Source organism: Neisseria uirgultaei (assembly GCF_962719845.1).
GTDB lineage: Bacteria > Pseudomonadota > Gammaproteobacteria > Burkholderiales > Neisseriaceae > Neisseria > Neisseria bergeri.
In genome coordinates this window covers 158,667-175,898 of the sequence record NZ_CAUIYF010000002.1, presented here as the reverse complement: position 1 = coordinate 175,898, position 17,232 = coordinate 158,667, and the positions used below count along the sequence as shown (strand labels likewise).

14 protein-coding genes are annotated in these 17,232 nt (G+C 53.9%); 10 read left to right on the top strand and 4 right to left on the bottom strand.

The genetic code is table 11. The features are described from left to right. The first annotated feature begins 4 nt into the window (after nucleotides 1–4). From Q9J32_RS02040 to Q9J32_RS02015, 6 genes are all read left to right on the top strand, one after another. Nucleotides 5–373 (top strand): DUF4810 domain-containing protein, encoded by a 369-nt coding sequence (locus Q9J32_RS02040; protein ID WP_167435437.1) that lies wholly within the window; start codon nucleotides 5–7, stop codon nucleotides 371–373. Beyond that, a complete protein-coding gene (locus Q9J32_RS02035) occupies nucleotides 370–1,017 on the top strand; it encodes a DUF799 domain-containing protein (protein ID WP_301885401.1) in 648 nt (215 codons plus the stop codon). Before Q9J32_RS02040 ends, Q9J32_RS02035 begins: the two co-directional genes overlap by 4 nt. 289 nt (nucleotides 1,018–1,306) lie before the next feature. After that, nucleotides 1,307–3,076 (top strand): ABC transporter ATP-binding protein/permease, encoded by a 1,770-nt coding sequence (locus tag Q9J32_RS02030; protein WP_301885402.1) that lies wholly within the window; start codon nucleotides 1,307–1,309, stop codon nucleotides 3,074–3,076. Between the two features lie 104 nt (nucleotides 3,077–3,180). Continuing rightward, nucleotides 3,181–3,873 (top strand): DnaA regulatory inactivator Hda, encoded by a 693-nt coding sequence (gene hda / locus Q9J32_RS02025; RefSeq protein ID WP_107819344.1) that lies wholly within the window; start codon nucleotides 3,181–3,183, stop codon nucleotides 3,871–3,873. Nucleotides 3,874–3,984: 111 nt separating this feature from the next. Continuing rightward, nucleotides 3,985–4,653 (top strand): histidinol-phosphatase, encoded by a 669-nt coding sequence (locus tag Q9J32_RS02020; RefSeq protein WP_301667736.1) that lies wholly within the window; start codon nucleotides 3,985–3,987, stop codon nucleotides 4,651–4,653. Nucleotides 4,654–4,657: 4 nt separating this feature from the next. Further along, the gene (locus tag Q9J32_RS02015) at nucleotides 4,658–4,930 is read left to right on the top strand and encodes a ubiquitin-activating enzyme (RefSeq protein WP_301885403.1); all 273 of its coding nucleotides are present in this window, start codon (nucleotides 4,658–4,660) and stop codon (nucleotides 4,928–4,930) included. Between the two features lie 615 nt (nucleotides 4,931–5,545). On the opposite strand, the gene argB is transcribed toward Q9J32_RS02015, so the two are convergent. After that, a complete protein-coding gene (gene argB / locus Q9J32_RS02010) occupies nucleotides 5,546–6,442 on the bottom strand; it encodes an acetylglutamate kinase (protein ID WP_301817520.1) in 897 nt (298 codons plus the stop codon). A 168-nt stretch (nucleotides 6,443–6,610) separates the two neighbouring features. Here argB and Q9J32_RS02005 point away from each other — a divergent pair, with 168 nt between their 5' ends. Further along, complete coding sequence (locus Q9J32_RS02005; protein ID WP_301885404.1) at nucleotides 6,611–7,741, top strand: M14 family metallopeptidase; 1,131 nt, start codon at nucleotides 6,611–6,613, stop codon at nucleotides 7,739–7,741. 71 nt (nucleotides 7,742–7,812) lie between these two features. Next, entirely contained in the window at nucleotides 7,813–8,661 is an 849-nt protein-coding gene (lgt, locus tag Q9J32_RS02000) for a prolipoprotein diacylglyceryl transferase (protein ID WP_301885405.1), read from the top strand. Between the two features lie 83 nt (nucleotides 8,662–8,744). Here lgt and Q9J32_RS01995 read toward each other — a convergent pair whose 3' ends face one another. Both Q9J32_RS01995 and Q9J32_RS01990 read right to left on the bottom strand, forming a co-directional pair. Continuing rightward, nucleotides 8,745–9,407 (bottom strand): YecA family protein, encoded by a 663-nt coding sequence (locus Q9J32_RS01995; RefSeq protein WP_301885406.1) that lies wholly within the window; start codon nucleotides 9,405–9,407, stop codon nucleotides 8,745–8,747. A 94-nt stretch (nucleotides 9,408–9,501) separates the two neighbouring features. Beyond that, nucleotides 9,502–11,295: a 2-isopropylmalate synthase gene (locus Q9J32_RS01990; RefSeq protein ID WP_301885407.1), complete on the bottom strand. Its 1,794-nt coding sequence runs from the start codon at nucleotides 11,293–11,295 to the stop codon at nucleotides 9,502–9,504. Nucleotides 11,296–11,533: 238 nt separating this feature from the next. Here Q9J32_RS01990 and proB point away from each other — a divergent pair, with 238 nt between their 5' ends. Together proB and Q9J32_RS01980 are read left to right on the top strand one after the other, a co-directional pair. Next, nucleotides 11,534–12,643: a glutamate 5-kinase gene (gene proB / locus Q9J32_RS01985; RefSeq protein ID WP_301885408.1), complete on the top strand. Its 1,110-nt coding sequence runs from the start codon at nucleotides 11,534–11,536 to the stop codon at nucleotides 12,641–12,643. Nucleotides 12,644–12,655: 12 nt separating this feature from the next. Next, nucleotides 12,656–13,918, top strand: a complete 1,263-nt coding sequence (locus Q9J32_RS01980; protein WP_301885409.1) for a glutamate-5-semialdehyde dehydrogenase — start codon at nucleotides 12,656–12,658, stop codon at nucleotides 13,916–13,918. Between the two features lie 222 nt (nucleotides 13,919–14,140). Here the strand turns inward: Q9J32_RS01980 and Q9J32_RS01975 are convergent, their stop codons facing one another. After that, a complete protein-coding gene (locus tag Q9J32_RS01975; RefSeq protein ID WP_301885410.1) occupies nucleotides 14,141–17,203 on the bottom strand; it encodes a DNA translocase FtsK in 3,063 nt (1,020 codons plus the stop codon). Nucleotides 17,204–17,232 lie beyond the last annotated feature (29 nt).

Sequence of the window (17,232 nt, the reverse complement as noted above, 5' to 3'; positions counted from 1 at the left end):
AATGATGAATCCGAAAACCTTGAGCCGTTTGTCGCTGTGTGCGGCAGTCTTGGCTCTGACCGCCTGCGGCGGCAACGGGCAAGAATCCCTGTATTATTACGGCGACTATCCCGATACCGTCTATGAAGGTTTGAAAAACGACGACACTTCGTTGGGCAAGCAGACCGAAAAGATGGAAAAATACTTTGTGGAAGCCGGCAACAAAAAAATGAATGCCGCCCCGGGTGCGCACGCCCATTTGGGACTGCTGCTTTCCCGTTCGGGAGACAAAGAGGGCGCGTTCCGCCAGTTTGAAGAAGAGAAAAGGCTGTTTCCCGAATCGGGCGTATTTATGGACTTCCTGATGAAAACCGGTAAAGGAGGCAAGCGATGAAACCTTTGATTTTAGGGCTTGCCGCCGTGTTGGCGCTGTCTGCCTGCCAAGTTCAAAAAGCGCCCGATTTCGACTACACATCATTCAAGGAAAGCAAACCGGCTTCAATTTTGGTGGTTCCGCCGCTGAACGAGTCGCCCGATGTCAACGGCACTTGGGGGATGCTGGCTTCGACCGCCGAGCCGCTTTCCGAAGCCGGCTATTACGTCTTCCCCGCCGCAGCCGTAGAGGAAACCTTCAAACAAAACGGCTTGACCAATGCCGCCGATATTCACGCCGTCCGTCCGGAAAAACTGCATCAGATTTTCGGCAATGATGCGGTTTTGTACATTACGGTTACCGAATACGGCACTTCATATCAAATTTTAGACAGCGTAACCACCGTATCCGCCATAGCACGGCTGGTCGATTCCCGCAACGGGAAAGAGTTGTGGTCGGGTTCGGTCAGCATCCGCGAAGGCAGCAACAACAGCAACAGCGGCCTATTGGGGGCTTTGGTCGGCGCAGTGGTCAATCAGATTGCCAACAGCCTGACCGACCGCGGTTATCAGGTTTCCAAAACCGCCGCATACAACCTGCTGTCGCCCTATTCCCACAACGGCATCCTGAAAGGCCCGAGATTCGTCGAAGAGCAGCCCAAATAAGCAGATGCCGTCTGAACCTCTCCGAGCTTCAGACGGCATCTGCGAATCTTGATACTTGCAAGCCGCGCCGCCCAAAATCGGGGCGGTCGGTTTCAATATCCGAACAAGGTTCGGGTTCTGTATTTTGCAGAACCCGAACCTTTTATTCAAATTTAAACTTAATTCCGGCGTGGTTGTATGGTAAATTAACACGCAATGTACCCTGACCGGCAAAACTTCCCCAAACTTCATCAAAAAATCAACTGTACCCGTCTTTTTCAGACGGCATTGATACCGTAAGAGATTTCCCATGCAGAAATGGCAAACCGAGCTTTACTCTACACCGCTTTGGCTTTTACAGACTCTTTTGATAGTTTCCGCCGCTTCGGCGGTGATTCTGTTTTTGACACGGAAAACGCGTTTCGGGCGCGAGTTTGCCTATATCCTGCGCCGTTGCCTGACCCCTAAAAGCGCGGTCAAAGTCTTACTGCTGATTACGGCGATGATTACGCTGCTGTTAACCGAAGTACGGCTGAATGTATTGAGTACCTTTATGTCCAAAGGGCTTTACGACTCAATGCAGGATTTGAATGCTTCGGCATTTTGGATGTTTGCCGCGATGAACGCGGGCGTGGTGCTGATACGGGCGTTTAACAACGTCGTCAACGACTTCCTCGATCAAGGCTTGGCGATTAAATGGTCGGAGCGGCTCAATGAAGTGCTGACTTCACGCTGGCTTGCCGACAAAAACTACTACCGCCTGCAAATGCGCCGTCATGCGCCGGACAATATCGACCAGCGTATCCAACAGGACGCGCAAGAATTTATCGCTTCGACCATCGAATTTGTGCGCGGCATGGTCAATTCGGTCGTTACTTCTCTAGAATTTGCCGTTGTTTTATGGGGTTTGGCAGGCATCCTGACCGTGTTCGGCTTTGACATTCCGCACGGCATCGTTTGGTTTGTCTATATATTTGTAATTTTGGCGACCTTTATCGCCATGTGGATAGGCAACCCTTTGATTCGTTACAACTATGAAAACGAAAAACTCAACGGCGACTACCGTTATTCCCTTATCCGCGTGCGCGACCACGCCGAAAGCGTGGCGTTTTACAGCGGCGAACAACACGAACACGACCAGCTTTCCGACCGCTTCAAAGCCATTATCCGCAACCGTTGGCGCATTGCGCGGCAAAGCGTCTGCCTGAGCGGCTTTAACGATATGTTCACCAACGGCATCAAACTCTTCCCGATTATTTTGCAAGCTCCGCGCCTGTTTGCCGGACAAATCAAAATCGGCGACATCCAGCAGACCGTCCAAGCCTTTGCGCGACTGCAAAACGCGCTGTCTTTCTTCCGGATGTTCTACAACAAATTCACCGCCTACCGCGCCCGATTGGAGCGTCTGTACGGCTTTTTGCTGAGTACCGAAGAACAACACAGCGGGCAGCAACCCGAGATTAGCGAAGTTTCAGACGGCATTGCACTGGAAAACGTCGCCCTGTTCCGCCACAACGGCGAAGTTTTATTGGACGGCATCAACATCAAGCTCAAAAGCGGCGATTCTCTGCTGATACGCGGCCCGAGCGGTTGCGGCAAAACCTCGTTGTTGCGCGCGCTGGCAGGCCTTTGGCCGTTTGGCAGCAGCGGCAAAGTCAGCCATCCGCCGCATCAAGACATCCTCTTCCTGCCGCAACGCCCGTACACGGCGCAAGGCAGCCTGCGCGATGCGATTTGTTATCCCGACATCGACAAACAGCATCCCGAGTTAGCCGAAGCCATGAACACCTGCCGTTTGGGTTATCTGATTGACAAATTGGATAAAACAGACGACTGGCAGCACAAGCTCTCCCCTGGCGAACTGCAACGCGTCGCCTTCGTCCGCGCCCTGCTTTCCAAGCCCAAAATCGTCCTGCTCGACGAAGCCACCGCCGCCTTGGACGAACCGGCCGAAGCCGCACTCTACCGCGCCTTAAAGCAAAAACTGCCCGACAGCATCGTCATCAGCATCGGACACCGAAGCACGCTCAATGCGTTCCACAATATGCACCTCGATGTCGGCAACGTTGCCTGCGGCTGAACGATGCCGTCTGAAGCCGTTTTCAGACGGCATTTTTCAAATTGATAAAGCACGCGAAAACAACGTACAATAAACCCGTTTACCACCCCTCGGAATGCCGAACCGTGAACCAGCTTATTTTCGACTTTGCCGCACACGACTATCCGAGTTTCGACAAATTCCTCGGCACGGAAAACGCGGAACTGGTCTATGTCCTCCGACACAAACACGGACAGTTTATCTATGTTTGGGGCGAAGAAGGCGCGGGCAAAAGCCATCTGTTGCAGGCGTGGGTCGCACAGGCGCTCGAAGCCGGCAAAAACGCCGCCTATATCGATGCCGCCTCCATGCCGCTGACCGATGCCGCGTTCGAGGCGGAATACCTCGCCGTCGATCAAGTCGAAAAGCTGGGCAACGAAGAACAAGCCCTGCTTTTTTCCATCTTCAACCGCTTCCGCAACAGCGGCAAAGGCTTTTTGCTGCTTGGTTCGGAATACACGCCCCAGCAGCTCGTCATCCGCGAGGATTTGCGGACGCGTATGGCATACTGCCTCGTTTACGAAGTCAAACCCTTAACCGACCAAGAAAAAATCGACGCGCTCGCCAGTATGGCGGCGGCACGCCAAGTAACCGTCGATTCCGAAATTTTCGAATACCTGCTCAAACACTGGCGGCGCGATATGGACAGCCTGATGATGATGCTCGACACGCTGGACAACTACGCCGTCACAATGGGCAAACGCATCACCCTGCCGCTTTTGCGCCAGCTTTTGAAACAACAGGAAACCCAATGTTCCAACACACAGGACGACACATAAAGCGTCGCCCTATATGTTGCCCTGATTTCACCCTTCCCAAACAAAGTCTGCTCCCGCCGCCACGAAGGACGGATGTCCGAGTGTCAGGGTTTCAACCATTAAGGAAATACGATGAACAACCTCGCCATCTTCGACCTCGACAACACCCTCATCAACACCGATTCCGACCACGCCTGGCCGCAATACCTCATCAAAAAAGGGTTGGTTGACGCTGCCGAAACCGAAGCGCAAAACGAAAAATTCTACCGCGACTACCAAAACGGCTGCCTCGACATCGACGCATTCCTCAAATTCCACCTCGCCCCGCTCGCCCGTTACAGCAAAGAAGAGCTGGCAGAGTTTCACCGCGAATTTATGGCGGAATACATCATCCCCCACATCTCGCCTATGCAGCGTATGCTGGTACAGAGCCACCAAATGGCAGGCGACGAAACCCTCGTGATTTCCTCGACCAACGAGTTTATCATCACGCCCGTCTGCCGCCTTTTCGGCATCACCAACATCATCGGCACGCAACTCGAAACCGGTGCCGACGGCCGTTACACCGGCAACTACATCGGCACGCCCAGCCTCAAAGAAGGCAAGATTACCCGCCTGAACCAATGGCTTGCCGAACGCGGCGAAACGCTCCAAAGCTACGGCAAAACCTATTTTTACAGCGACTCCAAAAACGACCTGCCGCTGTTGCGCCTCGTCAGCGAACCCGTCGCCGTCAACCCCGATGCCGAGCTGGAAAAAGAAGCCAAAGAAAAAGGCTGGCCGGTTTTGAATTTCAAATGACGCAATGCCGTCTGAAGCCCGATTCGGCGTTCAGACGGCATTGAGGCTGAAATCCCAAAAACTCAAAGCCACAGGAATTTATCCGGAAAAACAAAAAACACAGGAATTCATCGGGAAAAACAACAATCTTTCCACCGTCATTCCCACGAAAGTGGGAATCTTGATCCGTCCGCACGGAAACTTATATTTCGTCATTCCACCAATCCCACACCACCCTTACCGGTTCAAATCCGCACAAAACCCACATCCCGTCATTCCCACGAAAGTGGGAATCTAGGACGTATAGTGGATTAACAAAAATCAGGACAAGGCGACGAAGCCGCAGACAGTACAAATAGTACGGAACCGATTCACTTGGTGCTTCAGCACCTTAGAGAATCGTTCTCTTTGAGCTGAGGCGAGGCAACGCCGTACTGTTTTTTGTTAATCCACTATAAAATCTAAAGAAACCTTTTTTTCCCGATAAGTTTCCGTGCCGACAGGTCTGGATTCCCGCCTGCGCGGGAATGACGAGATTTCAAAGTTATGGCATTATCGAAAAACAGAAAATCAAAGCCGCGAGAATTTATCCGAAATGTTCCAACACACAGGACGACACATAAAGCGTCTCCCCATGTGTTGCCCTGATTTGGAAGGGGTTACACCCCTCCCAAACAAAGTCTGATTCTGCCGCCACGAAGGACGGATGTTCGAGTGGCGGGGTTTCAACCATTAAGGAAATACGATGACCGGATTTCAAAAAAACCAGATTCCCGGCGGGAATGACGGATTTTAGGTTTCTGTTTTGGTTTCTGTTTTCTCGGGAATAACAACTTAGAAATTGCCCGAAACCCCAAAAACAGAAACCGGACAAACGGGTTTTCCGCCAAAGCCGGCATTTTCCGCCTTTGCTTCAGGCATCTTCCCCGCCGCCCAAAATCATCGACCCGATACCGGCATCGGTAAAGATTTCCAGCAAAAGAGCGTTGGGCAACCTGCCGTCGATGATGTGCGTGGCTTTCACACCGTTGACGGCGGCTTCGACCGCAGAAGCGATTTTCGGCAGCATACCGCCATACAGCGTGCCGTCGGCAATCAGTTCGTCAATCCGTTTCGGCGTGAGTTTGGTCAGCAGATTGCCCGTTTTGTCCATCACACCGGCGATATTCGTCATCATCAAGAGTTTTTCGGCGTTCAATTCTTCCGCCAATTTGCCTGCCACCAAATCGGCGTTGATGTTGAACGCTTCGCCTTTTTCACCTACGCCGACGGGGGCAACGACGGGAATGCAGCCGCGTTCTATCAGCCCTTTAACCAAACCGGTATCGATGCTTTCCACCGTACCGACCTGTCCGATGTCCACGCCATTCTGTTCGGGCGTATCGACCAAAAGTTTCTTCGCCTTAATGAAATGGTCGTCGCGCCCGCTTACGCCGACCGCGTGCCCGCCGTATGTGTTAATCATCGACACGATTTCCTTGTTGACGTGCCCGCCCAACACCATTTCGACAATATCCATCGTCTCTTTGTCGGTAACGCGCATCCCTTGGACAAATTCGCCCTTTTTGCCGACTTTTTCAAGCATCGCATTGATCTGCGGCCCGCCGCCGTGAACGATGACGGGATGAATGCCAACCAGTTTCAGCAGCACGACATCGCGGGCAAACCCTTCTTTCAAGGCAGGTTCGGTCATCGCGTTGCCGCCGTACTTGATAACGGCGACCGAACCGGAAAACCGGCGGATGTAAGGCAGTGCTTCGGCAAGGATGCGTGCCTTGTCGGCGGCGGAAATAATGTTTTCAAACGCCATAACGGCTCCATATTGTTGACAATTTCGGCTTATGTTAACGCCAAATGCCGTCTGAAACAATCTTCAGACGGCGTTTGGCACACCTTCGGGCAGGTTGAAGCCTTGCGATACGGGCGGTAAAATCACGGTTTATCCGGTTCGAGAAACCGGCGACAGCAAGGATTCCCCATGATTAAAATCAGCACCCGCTTCGATGCCGGCTCGGTCGTCGTCAAAGACCTGACCGACCCTTCCAACATCCGCCTCGCCCTGCGTCCCGACAACGCCTCCGATTTCGCACAATGGTTCTACTTCCGGCTGCAAGGCGCGGCCTATCAAAACTGCATCATGCATTTTGAAAACGCGGCAGAAGCCGCCTACCCGAAAGGTTGGGAAGGCTATCAGGCATGTGCCTCATACGACCGCCGCAACTGGTTCCGCGTACCGACTTCCTACGAAAACGGCGTACTGACCATCAACCATACCCCGCTATCCAATAGCGTGTACTACGCCTATTTCGAACCCTATTCCGAAGAGCAGCATCTGAACCTCCTCGGCGACGCGCAAGGCAGCGGCCTGTGCCGCATCGACGACTTGGGCAGCACCGTGCAAGGGCGCGACATCAATCTGCTGACCATCGGCAATCAGGTAGAAAGTGATTTGAAAATCTGGATTACCGCCCGCCAGCATCCGGGTGAAACGATGGCGGAATGGTTTGTCGAGGGGCTGCTCGGCAGACTGCTCGACCCGCAAGACCCGACAGCGCGCACCCTGCTCGACCGCGCCACGTTCTACATCGTGCCAAACATGAACCCCGACGGTTCGGCACTGGGCAACCTGCGTACCAACGCCGCCGGTGCGAACCTCAACCGTGAATGGGAAAACCCGACTTTGGAAAAAAGCCCCGAAGTGTTCTTCGTGCGCGAAAAAATGCTGGAAACCGGCGTGGATTTGTTTTTGGACATCCACGGCGATGAAGGTTTGCCCTTTGTCTTTGTTGCAGGAACTGAAGGTGTGCAGAACTACAATCCGCGCATTTCCGCGTTGGAAGCGCAGTTCAAAACCGCCCTTTTGAACGCCAGCCCTGATTTCCAAGACGAATACGGTTACGAAAAAGACGCGCCGGGCAAAGCGAATATGACCTTGGCGACCAACTGGGTCGGCAATCGTTTCAACTGCCTTGCCTACACGCTGGAAATGCCGTTCAAAGACAATGCCAACCTGCCCGACGACGACTTCGGCTGGAACGGCCAGCGTTCTTTGCGGCTTGGGGAAGCGGTGCTTTCCGCCATTTTGAACGTCGCCGGCGATTTCCGCTGACATTTCCCCTCCCCGAAAATGCCGTCTGAAGCCTTCCGCCTTTCAGACGGCATTTGAAATCAAGGAACATCATGATTACCCATCCCCAATTCGACCCCGTCCTCATCAGTATCGGCCCGCTTGCCGTCCGCTGGTATGCCTTAAGCTACATCCTCGGATTTATTCTTTTTACCTTTCTCGGCAGAAGGCGCATCGCGCAAGGCTTGTCCGTTTTTACCAAAGAATCGCTCGACGACTTCCTCACTTGGGGCATTTTGGGCGTGATTTTAGGCGGGCGTTTGGGTTACGTCCTGTTTTACAAGTTTTCCGACTACCTCGCCCATCCGCTTGATATTTTCAAGGTATGGGAAGGCGGAATGTCGTTTCACGGCGGCTTTTTGGGTGTAGTTATTGCCATGTGGTTGTTCAGCCGCAAGCACGGCATCGGCTTCCTCAAACTGACCGACACGGTCACCCCGCTCGTTCCCTTGGGACTTGCTTCGGGACGCATCGGCAACTTCATCAACGGAGAACTGTGGGGGCGCGTTACCGACATCAGCGCATTCTGGGCAATGGGTTTCCCGCAGGCGCATTACGAAGACCTCGAAGCCGCCGCGCACAATCCGCTTTGGGCAGAATGGCTGCAACAATACGGTATGCTGCCGCGTCATCCCTCGCAGCTTTATCAGTTTGCCCTTGAAGGCATCTGCCTGTTTATCGCCGTGTGGCTGTTCTCGAAAAAACCGCGCCCGGCCGGGCAGACCGCCGCGCTCTTCCTCGGCGGCTACGGCGTGTTCCGCTTCATTGCCGAATTTGCGCGCCAACCCGACGACTATCTCGGGCTGCTGACCTTTGGTCTGTCGATGGGGCAATGGCTGAGCGTCCCGATGATTGTTTTGGGTGCGGCAGGCTTCGTCTTCTTCGGCAGCAGGAAGCATTAAACCTTTCCGGCAAAATGCCGTCTGAAACGCAAACTGCTTTTCAGACGGCATTTTTACGTTTGGTTCAGATGGAAACAAACGCTTCAGTTCTTACCGCAACACGCCTTGTATTTTTTGCCGCTGCCGCACGGGCAGGGATCGTTCCTGCCGGTTTTTTCCCCTTCCCTGCGGACGGTTTGCGGTTTATTGATGACTACCTGCCAGTAGCGGTAGATATCCGCCAATGCATAAGGCAACTCGGATTCCAGCTCCGCCAGCTCGCCTTCTGTGAATTGCAGACGGATAGAGCCGTTTTCCTCTTCATCGTAAATACCGCCCAATGCCATGATGGGATAAAACAACTCTTCAAATTCTTCATCATCGGCGGCTTCAAACCAATCGGTCGGCACAATGTCCAAGCCGTAAAGATAAGCATTGCACCAAGTGTAAAAATCGCTGCCGCCCTCGCCGTCTTCATAAAGCCACAAATCGGGCAGCTTTTTATCCGACATCGCGGCGGTCGTGTCCATCGCCATTGCCAAAACCAGCCGTTCGATTTCGGAACGTTCGGCGGCGGTAAATTGCGATTCGTCGCCCAACACTTCCGGCAGCCAGTCGAACGGTGTCAGTTTGTCCGGCCCGCTCAACAACGCCATCATAAAGCCCTGCACTTCATCGCAGCGCATGGTATTGCCCTGCTCGCTTTTCGCATCCAACAGCTCGCTCAACCGCCGTTTGGACGCTTCGGTAAATTTTTGGGAATCCATTATTTGCCTTTTCAAATGGGTTTTGCACCCCGTTATCGCCGCAATGCCGTCTGAAGCCTTTTTTTGCTTCAGACGGCATCGTCTGTTTTCACGCTCAAATCGTACCGCTGCCCTGCGCCTTCGGTTTGGCGGCACTAAATTCCAGTTTGCTCAAGGCGGAAAGGTAGGCTTTGGCGGTGGCGACCAAAACGTCGGTATCCGCGCCCTGACCGTTGACGACGCGGTTGCCGCGCGCCAGACGGACGCTGGTTTCGCCTTGGCTTTCCGTGCCTTGCGTGACGGCGTTGACGGAATAAATCTGCAAAGCCGCGCCGCTTTGCGCCACGCTCTCAATCGCTTTGAAAATCGCATCGACGGGACCGGAACCGCTGGCCGAAGCGCGTTTTTCTTCGCCTTTGATGCTGAATACGATGTCAGCGCGCGGTTCTTCGCCGGTTTCGGTGCTGATTTTTTGGGAGATGAATTTGTAGCTTTCGGCGTTCATGCTGCCCATTTCGTCGGACACCAACGCGTGCAGGTCTTCATCGAAGATTTCACGTTTTTTGTCGGCAAGTTCTTTGAAGCGTGCAAATGCCGCGTTCAGTGCCTCTTCACTTTCCAACTCGATGCCCAAATCCGCCAGTTTGCTGCGGAACGCGCTGCGACCGGAGAGTTTGCCCAAAGTCAGGCGGTTGGTTGACCAGCCGACCGATTCGGCAGTCATGATTTCATAGGTTTCGGGGTGTTTCAATACGCCGTCCTGATGGATGCCTGATTCGTGTGCAAAGGCGTTTGCGCCGACCACCGCCTTGTTGGGCTGAATCGGATAGCCGGTAATGGTGGAGACCAATTTGGATACCGGCACGATTTGTGTGGTGTCGATGCCGGTTTCCAAGCCGAAAAGGTCATGGCGCACTTTCAACGCCATCACGATTTCTTCAAGGCTGGCATTACCTGCACGTTCGCCCAAACCGTTGATGGTGCATTCCACTTGGCGCACGCCTGCCTGAACGGCGGCCAGCGAGTTGGCAACCGCCATACCCAAGTCGTTGTGGCAGTGGGTCGACCAGACTACTTTGTCGCCGTTGGGTACGCTTTTAATGATGTTGCTGATACGCTCGTACCACACGGAAGGGATGGAGTAGCCGACAGTATCGGGAATGTTGATAGTAGTCGCACCTGCTTCGATAACCGCCGTAAAGATTTTGGCGAGGAAGTCCAAATCCGAACGCACGGCGTCTTCGGCGGAAAATTCCACATCGTCGGTGTATTCTTTGGCGATTTTCACTGCTTTGACCGCCGCATCGATGACCTGCTGCGGCTTCATTTTCAGTTTGTGCTCCATGTGGATGGGGCTGGTGGCGATGAAAGTATGGATGCGTTTTTTCGGAGCGGGGGAAACGGCTTCGCCTGCTTTACGCACATCGTTTTCAACGGCACGCGCCAACGAGCAGACCGTGGATTTGGTGATGATTTTGGCAATCGCATTGACCGATTCGAAATCGCCCGGGCTGGCGGCGGCGAAACCCGCCTCAATCACATCCACGCCCATTTTCTCCAACTGGCGGGCAATGCGGATTTTTTCCTCTTTGGTCATGGATGCACCGGGCGACTGCTCGCCGTCGCGCATGGTGGTGTCGAAAATAATTACGCGGTTGGTCTGTGTCATTTCTGTTCTCTCCAGAGATTCGTTTTTTTGTAAAAAAGCATTCAAATCCAGCGGCCTGCCTTGCGCTTCCGCCAGCGCGGTCAGCTTTTGCAGTTGCGCCAAAGGCAGCGACCCGCGCGTGCGCCATTTATAGATGGCAGCAGTTGTTGCGGCATTTTCGGGGTCGTGCTGTTTCAACGCTTCGGCAAGTGCATTCACGCCGCCGAAATAAGCGACCAGACGGTCTATATCTAATTGCATGGTAGTCCTTGTCTAAAATCAATCTGCCCGCAGCAGAAATATGGACAGGATTATACGCATTTTGGACAAAACGGCAATATCAATTTGAAAAAATCTCAATAACCCATCATAGATTTTATTAATTTTATACATTTTGTCTATTTTATTGCAGGCGCAGCGCAATTGTTGACAATTTCGGCAGAACAGGGCAAATTCGACAGCAACAAACCAAACGCTACAAACGCAAAGAACAGAAACAATGAAATACAAAAGAATCGTATTTAAAGTCGGCACATCTTCGATTACCCATTCGGACGGCAGCCTCTCGCGCGGCAAAATCCAAACCATCGCCCGCCAGCTTGCCGCATTGCATCATGCGGGACACGAGCTGGTCTTGGTGTCTTCCGGCGCGGTTGCGGCAGGGTTCGGTGTGCTGGGTTTCAAAAAACGTCCGGTCAAAATCGCCGACAAACAGGCTTCCGCCGCCGTCGGGCAGGGGCTTCTGATGGAAGAATATACGGCAAACCTGTCTTCAGACGGCATCGTGTCCGCGCAAATCCTGCTCAACCGTACCGACTTTGCCGACAAACGCCGCTACCAAAATGCCGGCGGCGCGCTTTCCGTGCTGCTGCAACGCCGCGCGATTCCTATTATCAATGAAAACGACACGGTTTCGGTTGAGGAGTTGAAAATCGGCGACAACGACACATTGAGTGCGCAAGTGGCGGCGATGATACAGGCAGACCTCTTGGTGCTGCTGACCGACATAGACGGGCTTTACACCGGCAACCCGGACAGCAATCCCGATGCCGTACGGCTGGACAGAATCGAACACATCAACCATGAAATCATCGAAATGGCAGGCGGCGCGGGCTCGTCAAACGGCACGGGCGGAATGCTGACCAAAATCAAAGCGGCGACGATTGCGACCGAGTCCGGCGTACCGGTGTATATCTGTTCCTCGCTCAAACCCGATGCACTTGCCGAAGCGGCAGATAATCAGGCGGAAGGCTCGTTTTTCGTCCCCCGTACCAAAGGTTTGCGGACGCAGAAGCAATGGCTGGCGTTCTATTCCGAAAGCCTGGGCGACGTTTATGTGGACGAAGGTGCGGAACACGCTTTGTCCGAACAGGGAAAAAGCCTGCTGATGTCGGGCATTGCCGGAATCGAAGGGCATTTCTCCCGTATGGACACCGTAACCGTGTACAGCAGCGCAAGCAAACAGCCTTTGGGCAAAGGGCGCGTCCTGTTCGGCTCTGCCGCCGCCGAAGACCTGCTCAAATCGCGCAAAGTGAAAGGCGTGTTCATCCATCGGGACGATTGGATTTCCATCACGCCCGAAATACGCCTGCTTCTGACCGAATTTTAGAAAAGGAAACCCATGTCAAACACACAAAAACAGCTTGCCCTTGCCAAAGCGGCAAAAAAATCCGCCAACACGGCGGATACGGCAGAAAAAAACCGCGCGCTGCTTGCTATGGCGGACAGCTTGGAAGCGGCGGCGGAAGATATTTTGGCGGCAAACCGTTTGGATTTGGAAGCGGCGGCAGGCAAAATTCCCGAAAGCATGACCGACCGCCTTTTGTTGGACGGCAAACGCATTTGCGCGATGGCGGACGGCATCAGGGCGGTTGCCGCGCTGCCCGACCCCGTGGGCGAAATACTGGAAACCTCGACTCTGCCCAACGGCTTGGAAATCGTCAAAAAGCGCGTGGCGATGGGCGTTATCGGCATTATTTACGAAAGCCGCCCGAACGTTACTTCCGATGCGGCGGCTTTGGCACTGAAAAGCGGCAGCGCGGTCGTACTCCGCAGCGGCAAAGATGCATTCCAATCCGCACGCGCCATCGTTGCCGCACTCAAAGCCGGTTTGGCGCAAACCCGCATCGACCCCGACGCGCTCCAGTTGATTGAAGACACAGGGCGTGAGGGCAGTTACGAAATGATGAGGGCGAAAGATTATCTAGACCTGCTGATTCCGCGCGGTGGGGCGGGGCTGATACGGGCGGTGGTTGAAAATGCCGTCGTGCCGGTCATTGAAACGGGAACGGGCATCGTCCACATTTATATCGACAAGGACGCGGATTGGGACAAGGCGCTCCGTATCGTGTACAACGCCAAAACCGGCCGCCCGTCCGTGTGCAACTCGATGGAAGTGCTGCTGGTGCATGAAGACATTGCTGCCGACTTCCTGCCCAAGCTCGAACGGCTGTTGGTTCGCGACCGTATAGAAGCCGGACTGCCGCCCGTCCGCTTCCGTTTAGATCCGCAGGCGGCGCGGCATATCGGCGGCGAAGCGGCGGGTGCAGACGATTTCGATACCGAGTTTTTAGACTACATCCTCGCCGTGAAAACCGTCGCTTCGGTCGAAGAGGCGGTTGGGCACATCGAAACGCACGGCACGCACCATTCAGACGGCATCGTTACCGAAAACCGCCACGCTGCGGACTATTTTACCTCGCACGTCGATTCTGCCGCCGTGTATGTCAACGCGTCCACGCGCTTTACCGACGGCGGCGAATTCGGCTTGGGTTGCGAAATGGGCATCTCCACGCAAAAACTCCACGCCCGGGGCCCGATGGGTTTGAAAGAGCTGACGAGTTACAAATACATCGTACAAGGCACGGGACAGGTTAGGGAATAATCCGAATTCAAACGTCTGTATAGTGGATTAACAAAAACCAGTACGGCGTTGCCTCGCCTTAGCTCAAAGAGAACGATTCTCTAAGATGCTGAAGCACCAAGTGAATCGGTTCCGTACTATTTGTACTGTCTGCGGCTTCGTCGCCTTGTCCTGATTCTTGTTAATCCACTATAAAAATGCCGTCTGAAACAGTCTTCAGACGGCATTTCCATTTGCAAAAAATCAAGCATTGTCCAAGGGGACGAGAATCGTACGGTTGCCGTTGTGTTCCGGTGCGGACACAATGCCTTCCGCCTCCATCTGGTCAATCAGACGCGCGGCACGGTTGTAGCCGATACGCAAGGCGCGCTGTACGCCCGAAATGCTGGCTTTGCGCGTTTTCAGGACAACAGATACGGCCTCGTCGTACATCGGATCGGCTTCGCCGTCGCCGCTGCGCCCGATGCCGGGCAGCTCTTCGCTGCCGCCTCCGCTCAAAATATCGTCAACATAGTCCGGCTCGCCAAACTGCTTCAAATATTCGACCACGCGGTGCACCTCTTCATCCGAGGCAAACGCGCTGTGAACGCGTTGCGGATAGGCCGTACCCGGCGGCAGGAACAGCATATCGCCCTGACCGAGCAGGTTTTCCGCGCCCATTTGGTCGAGAATCGTGCGGCTGTCGATTTTGCTGGACACTTGGAACGCGATGCGCGTCGGGATGTTGGCTTTAATCAGACCTGTGATGACATCGACGCTGGGGCGTTGTGTGGCAAGAATCAAATGGATGCCTGCTGCGCGGGCTTTCTGGGCGAGTCGGGCAATCAGTTCTTCGATTTTCTTGCCTGCCGTCATCATCAAATCGGCAAACTCGTCAACCACGACTACGATAAACGGCAGTTTTTCCAAAGGTTCGGGATCGTCGGGCGTGAGGCTGAACGGGTTGCCGATTTTTTCTCCCCTTGCTGCGGCTTCGACGATTTTTTGGTTGAAGCCCGCGAGATTGCGCACGCCCATAAAGCTCATCAGGCGGTAGCGTTTTTCCATTTCGTTAACACACCAGTTCAGCGCGTTTGCCGCCAGCTTCATATCGGTAACGACAGGGGCGAGCAGGTGCGGGATGCCTTCGTAAATGCTCAATTCCAGCATTTTCGGATCGATCATAATCATACGCACGTCTTCCGGCGCGGCTTTGAAAAGCATAGACAGAATCATCGCGTTGACACCCACCGATTTGCCCGAACCGGTCGTACCGGCAACCAGCAAATGCGGTGCTTTGCCCAAGTCGGTTACGACGGGCTGTCCGGTGATGTCCTGACCGAGCGCGAGCGTCAGCTTGGATTTGGATTCGGCAAACTCGGGCGAATTGAAGATTTCGCTCAGGCGTATCATTTGGCGTTTCGGGTTCGGAAGTTCCAAACCCATGCAGGTTTTGCCGGGGATGGTTTCGACAACGCGGATAGAAGCCACGCCGAGCGAACGCGCCAAATCTTTTTCCAGATTCAGAACCGAATTGCCGCGAACGCCGACATCCGGTTCGATTTCATAACGCGTAATCACGGGGCCGGAATAAGAATCGACAACCTTGACCTTGACTTTGAACTCCGCCAATTTCTCTTCGATGGTGATGCTGTTTTCCAACAGCTCTTCTTCGGTTTGCGTCGCCTCGGGATTGAACAGCGGAGGCAGAAGCAGGTCGGTTGTCGGCAGGTGTTCGGATGCCGCACCGGTTTCTTCCGATTGGAACGCCTCTTCATCCGCTTCCGTATCCGATGCCCGGCGGGACGGGCGTTCAGACGGCACATCTTCAAACGGACAAACCGCCCGACTGTCATGCCCGAACGCTCCGTCATCGGACAAATATTGCCCGCTTGACCGCTCTGCCACACCCTCACTGCCGTCATCCGCAATAGCGTCGGTTTCCTCTTGCCAACCTCCATTCAAAACATCATCGGCAAGATGGTCGGTTTCAGCAATGCGGCTGCGTTGTGCCTGCTCGAATCCTGCCGGCGGTTCATAGGTACGGTTGTAGATTTCCGATACGGGCGGCGGCGGCAGAATATCGATTTCGGGCGTGAAAACTTTCGGCATTTCGGGCGGCTCGACCACCCACGCATCCGGCGCGGCGGGCTCTTCAATATAGATATCGGCAGCTTCATCATAAACCGGTCCCCCGTATCCCACGGACAAAACAGTTTCCGTGAAAACATTTTCGGTTTCAGACGGCATTTCGACATCCCTTTTCCCGACAACCGTCTGACTTTCCGGAATCAGGCGTGAAATCCGCGCCTCCGCAGAAACCGTTGCTTTGTTCGGTTCTTTCAAATTGACGGAAACGCGGCGGCGGGCATCGCGGACGGCCGTGCCGTCTGAAACGGACTGCCCTTGGGAAACATCCGGGGATTTTGCCTCCGCCTGCCCTTTTCCCTGCCCTGCATGACGGCGGAACGGCGCATTCCGTGCATTTTCGGCTTTGACTGCAGAAAAGGCAGACGGATGCTGCTTCTCAAAATACGGCTCAAATCCGTAATCCGCAGACTCGGAAAACGCTTCTTTGTCCGCATCGAACATACGGGAATACGTGCGTTGAAGCACAGGGTCGTCCAAACCGATAATCTGCAGCCCTTCCATCGGGGTATCGGACACGCGGACTTTGGGGACCGCTGTTTCGTTTTTCTCAAATGTATCGATATAGCGTTTTTTCGTTTCCCTTAAAGCCGCGCCGTTTAAGGCACGCGTTGCTTCTTCCAAAGTGATTTCTTTAAAAACCGGACGGACGGGCGAAATTTCGCTTTCAGACGGCATCAACCCTTCAGCAATACTCCGGTCGAATGGGATGCGGCGGTTGTCGATTACGGCAGTTGCAATGTCTTCCGTATCGGCAGCCTCTTCCTCCACAGTTTCTGCTTCTGCTTCTGCCTCTGCTGCTTCCGTTTCCGCTTCTTCCGTCCCGTTTCCACTGTCTGAATACCCGTCGGATGCGGTCGAAACATCCTCACGGTTTGCAGAAGCAGGCGGAACGGGCCTGTCCGGTTCGGATTCGTGCGCCAGATAGTTTCGGCAGAAACGGACGATACTGACAAACAGCCAATACACTGCCGCTTTGACCGCATGAAAAATCATCAGGCCAAGCTCGAGAAAATTAGGCATCCTGTCTTGGATTTCAGGTAATTCCGCCTGTTGTCCCCCTTTATTTTCCTGCCATTCAGAAACTTCACGCACCCATTCCCGTTCGGACTGTGCTCGGATAAAAAACAAACCCGCAATAGCAAGCAACAAAATAATGATCAGAACTATCCAAAACATATGCAGTTTCCCGCAAAGCAAACGATTAA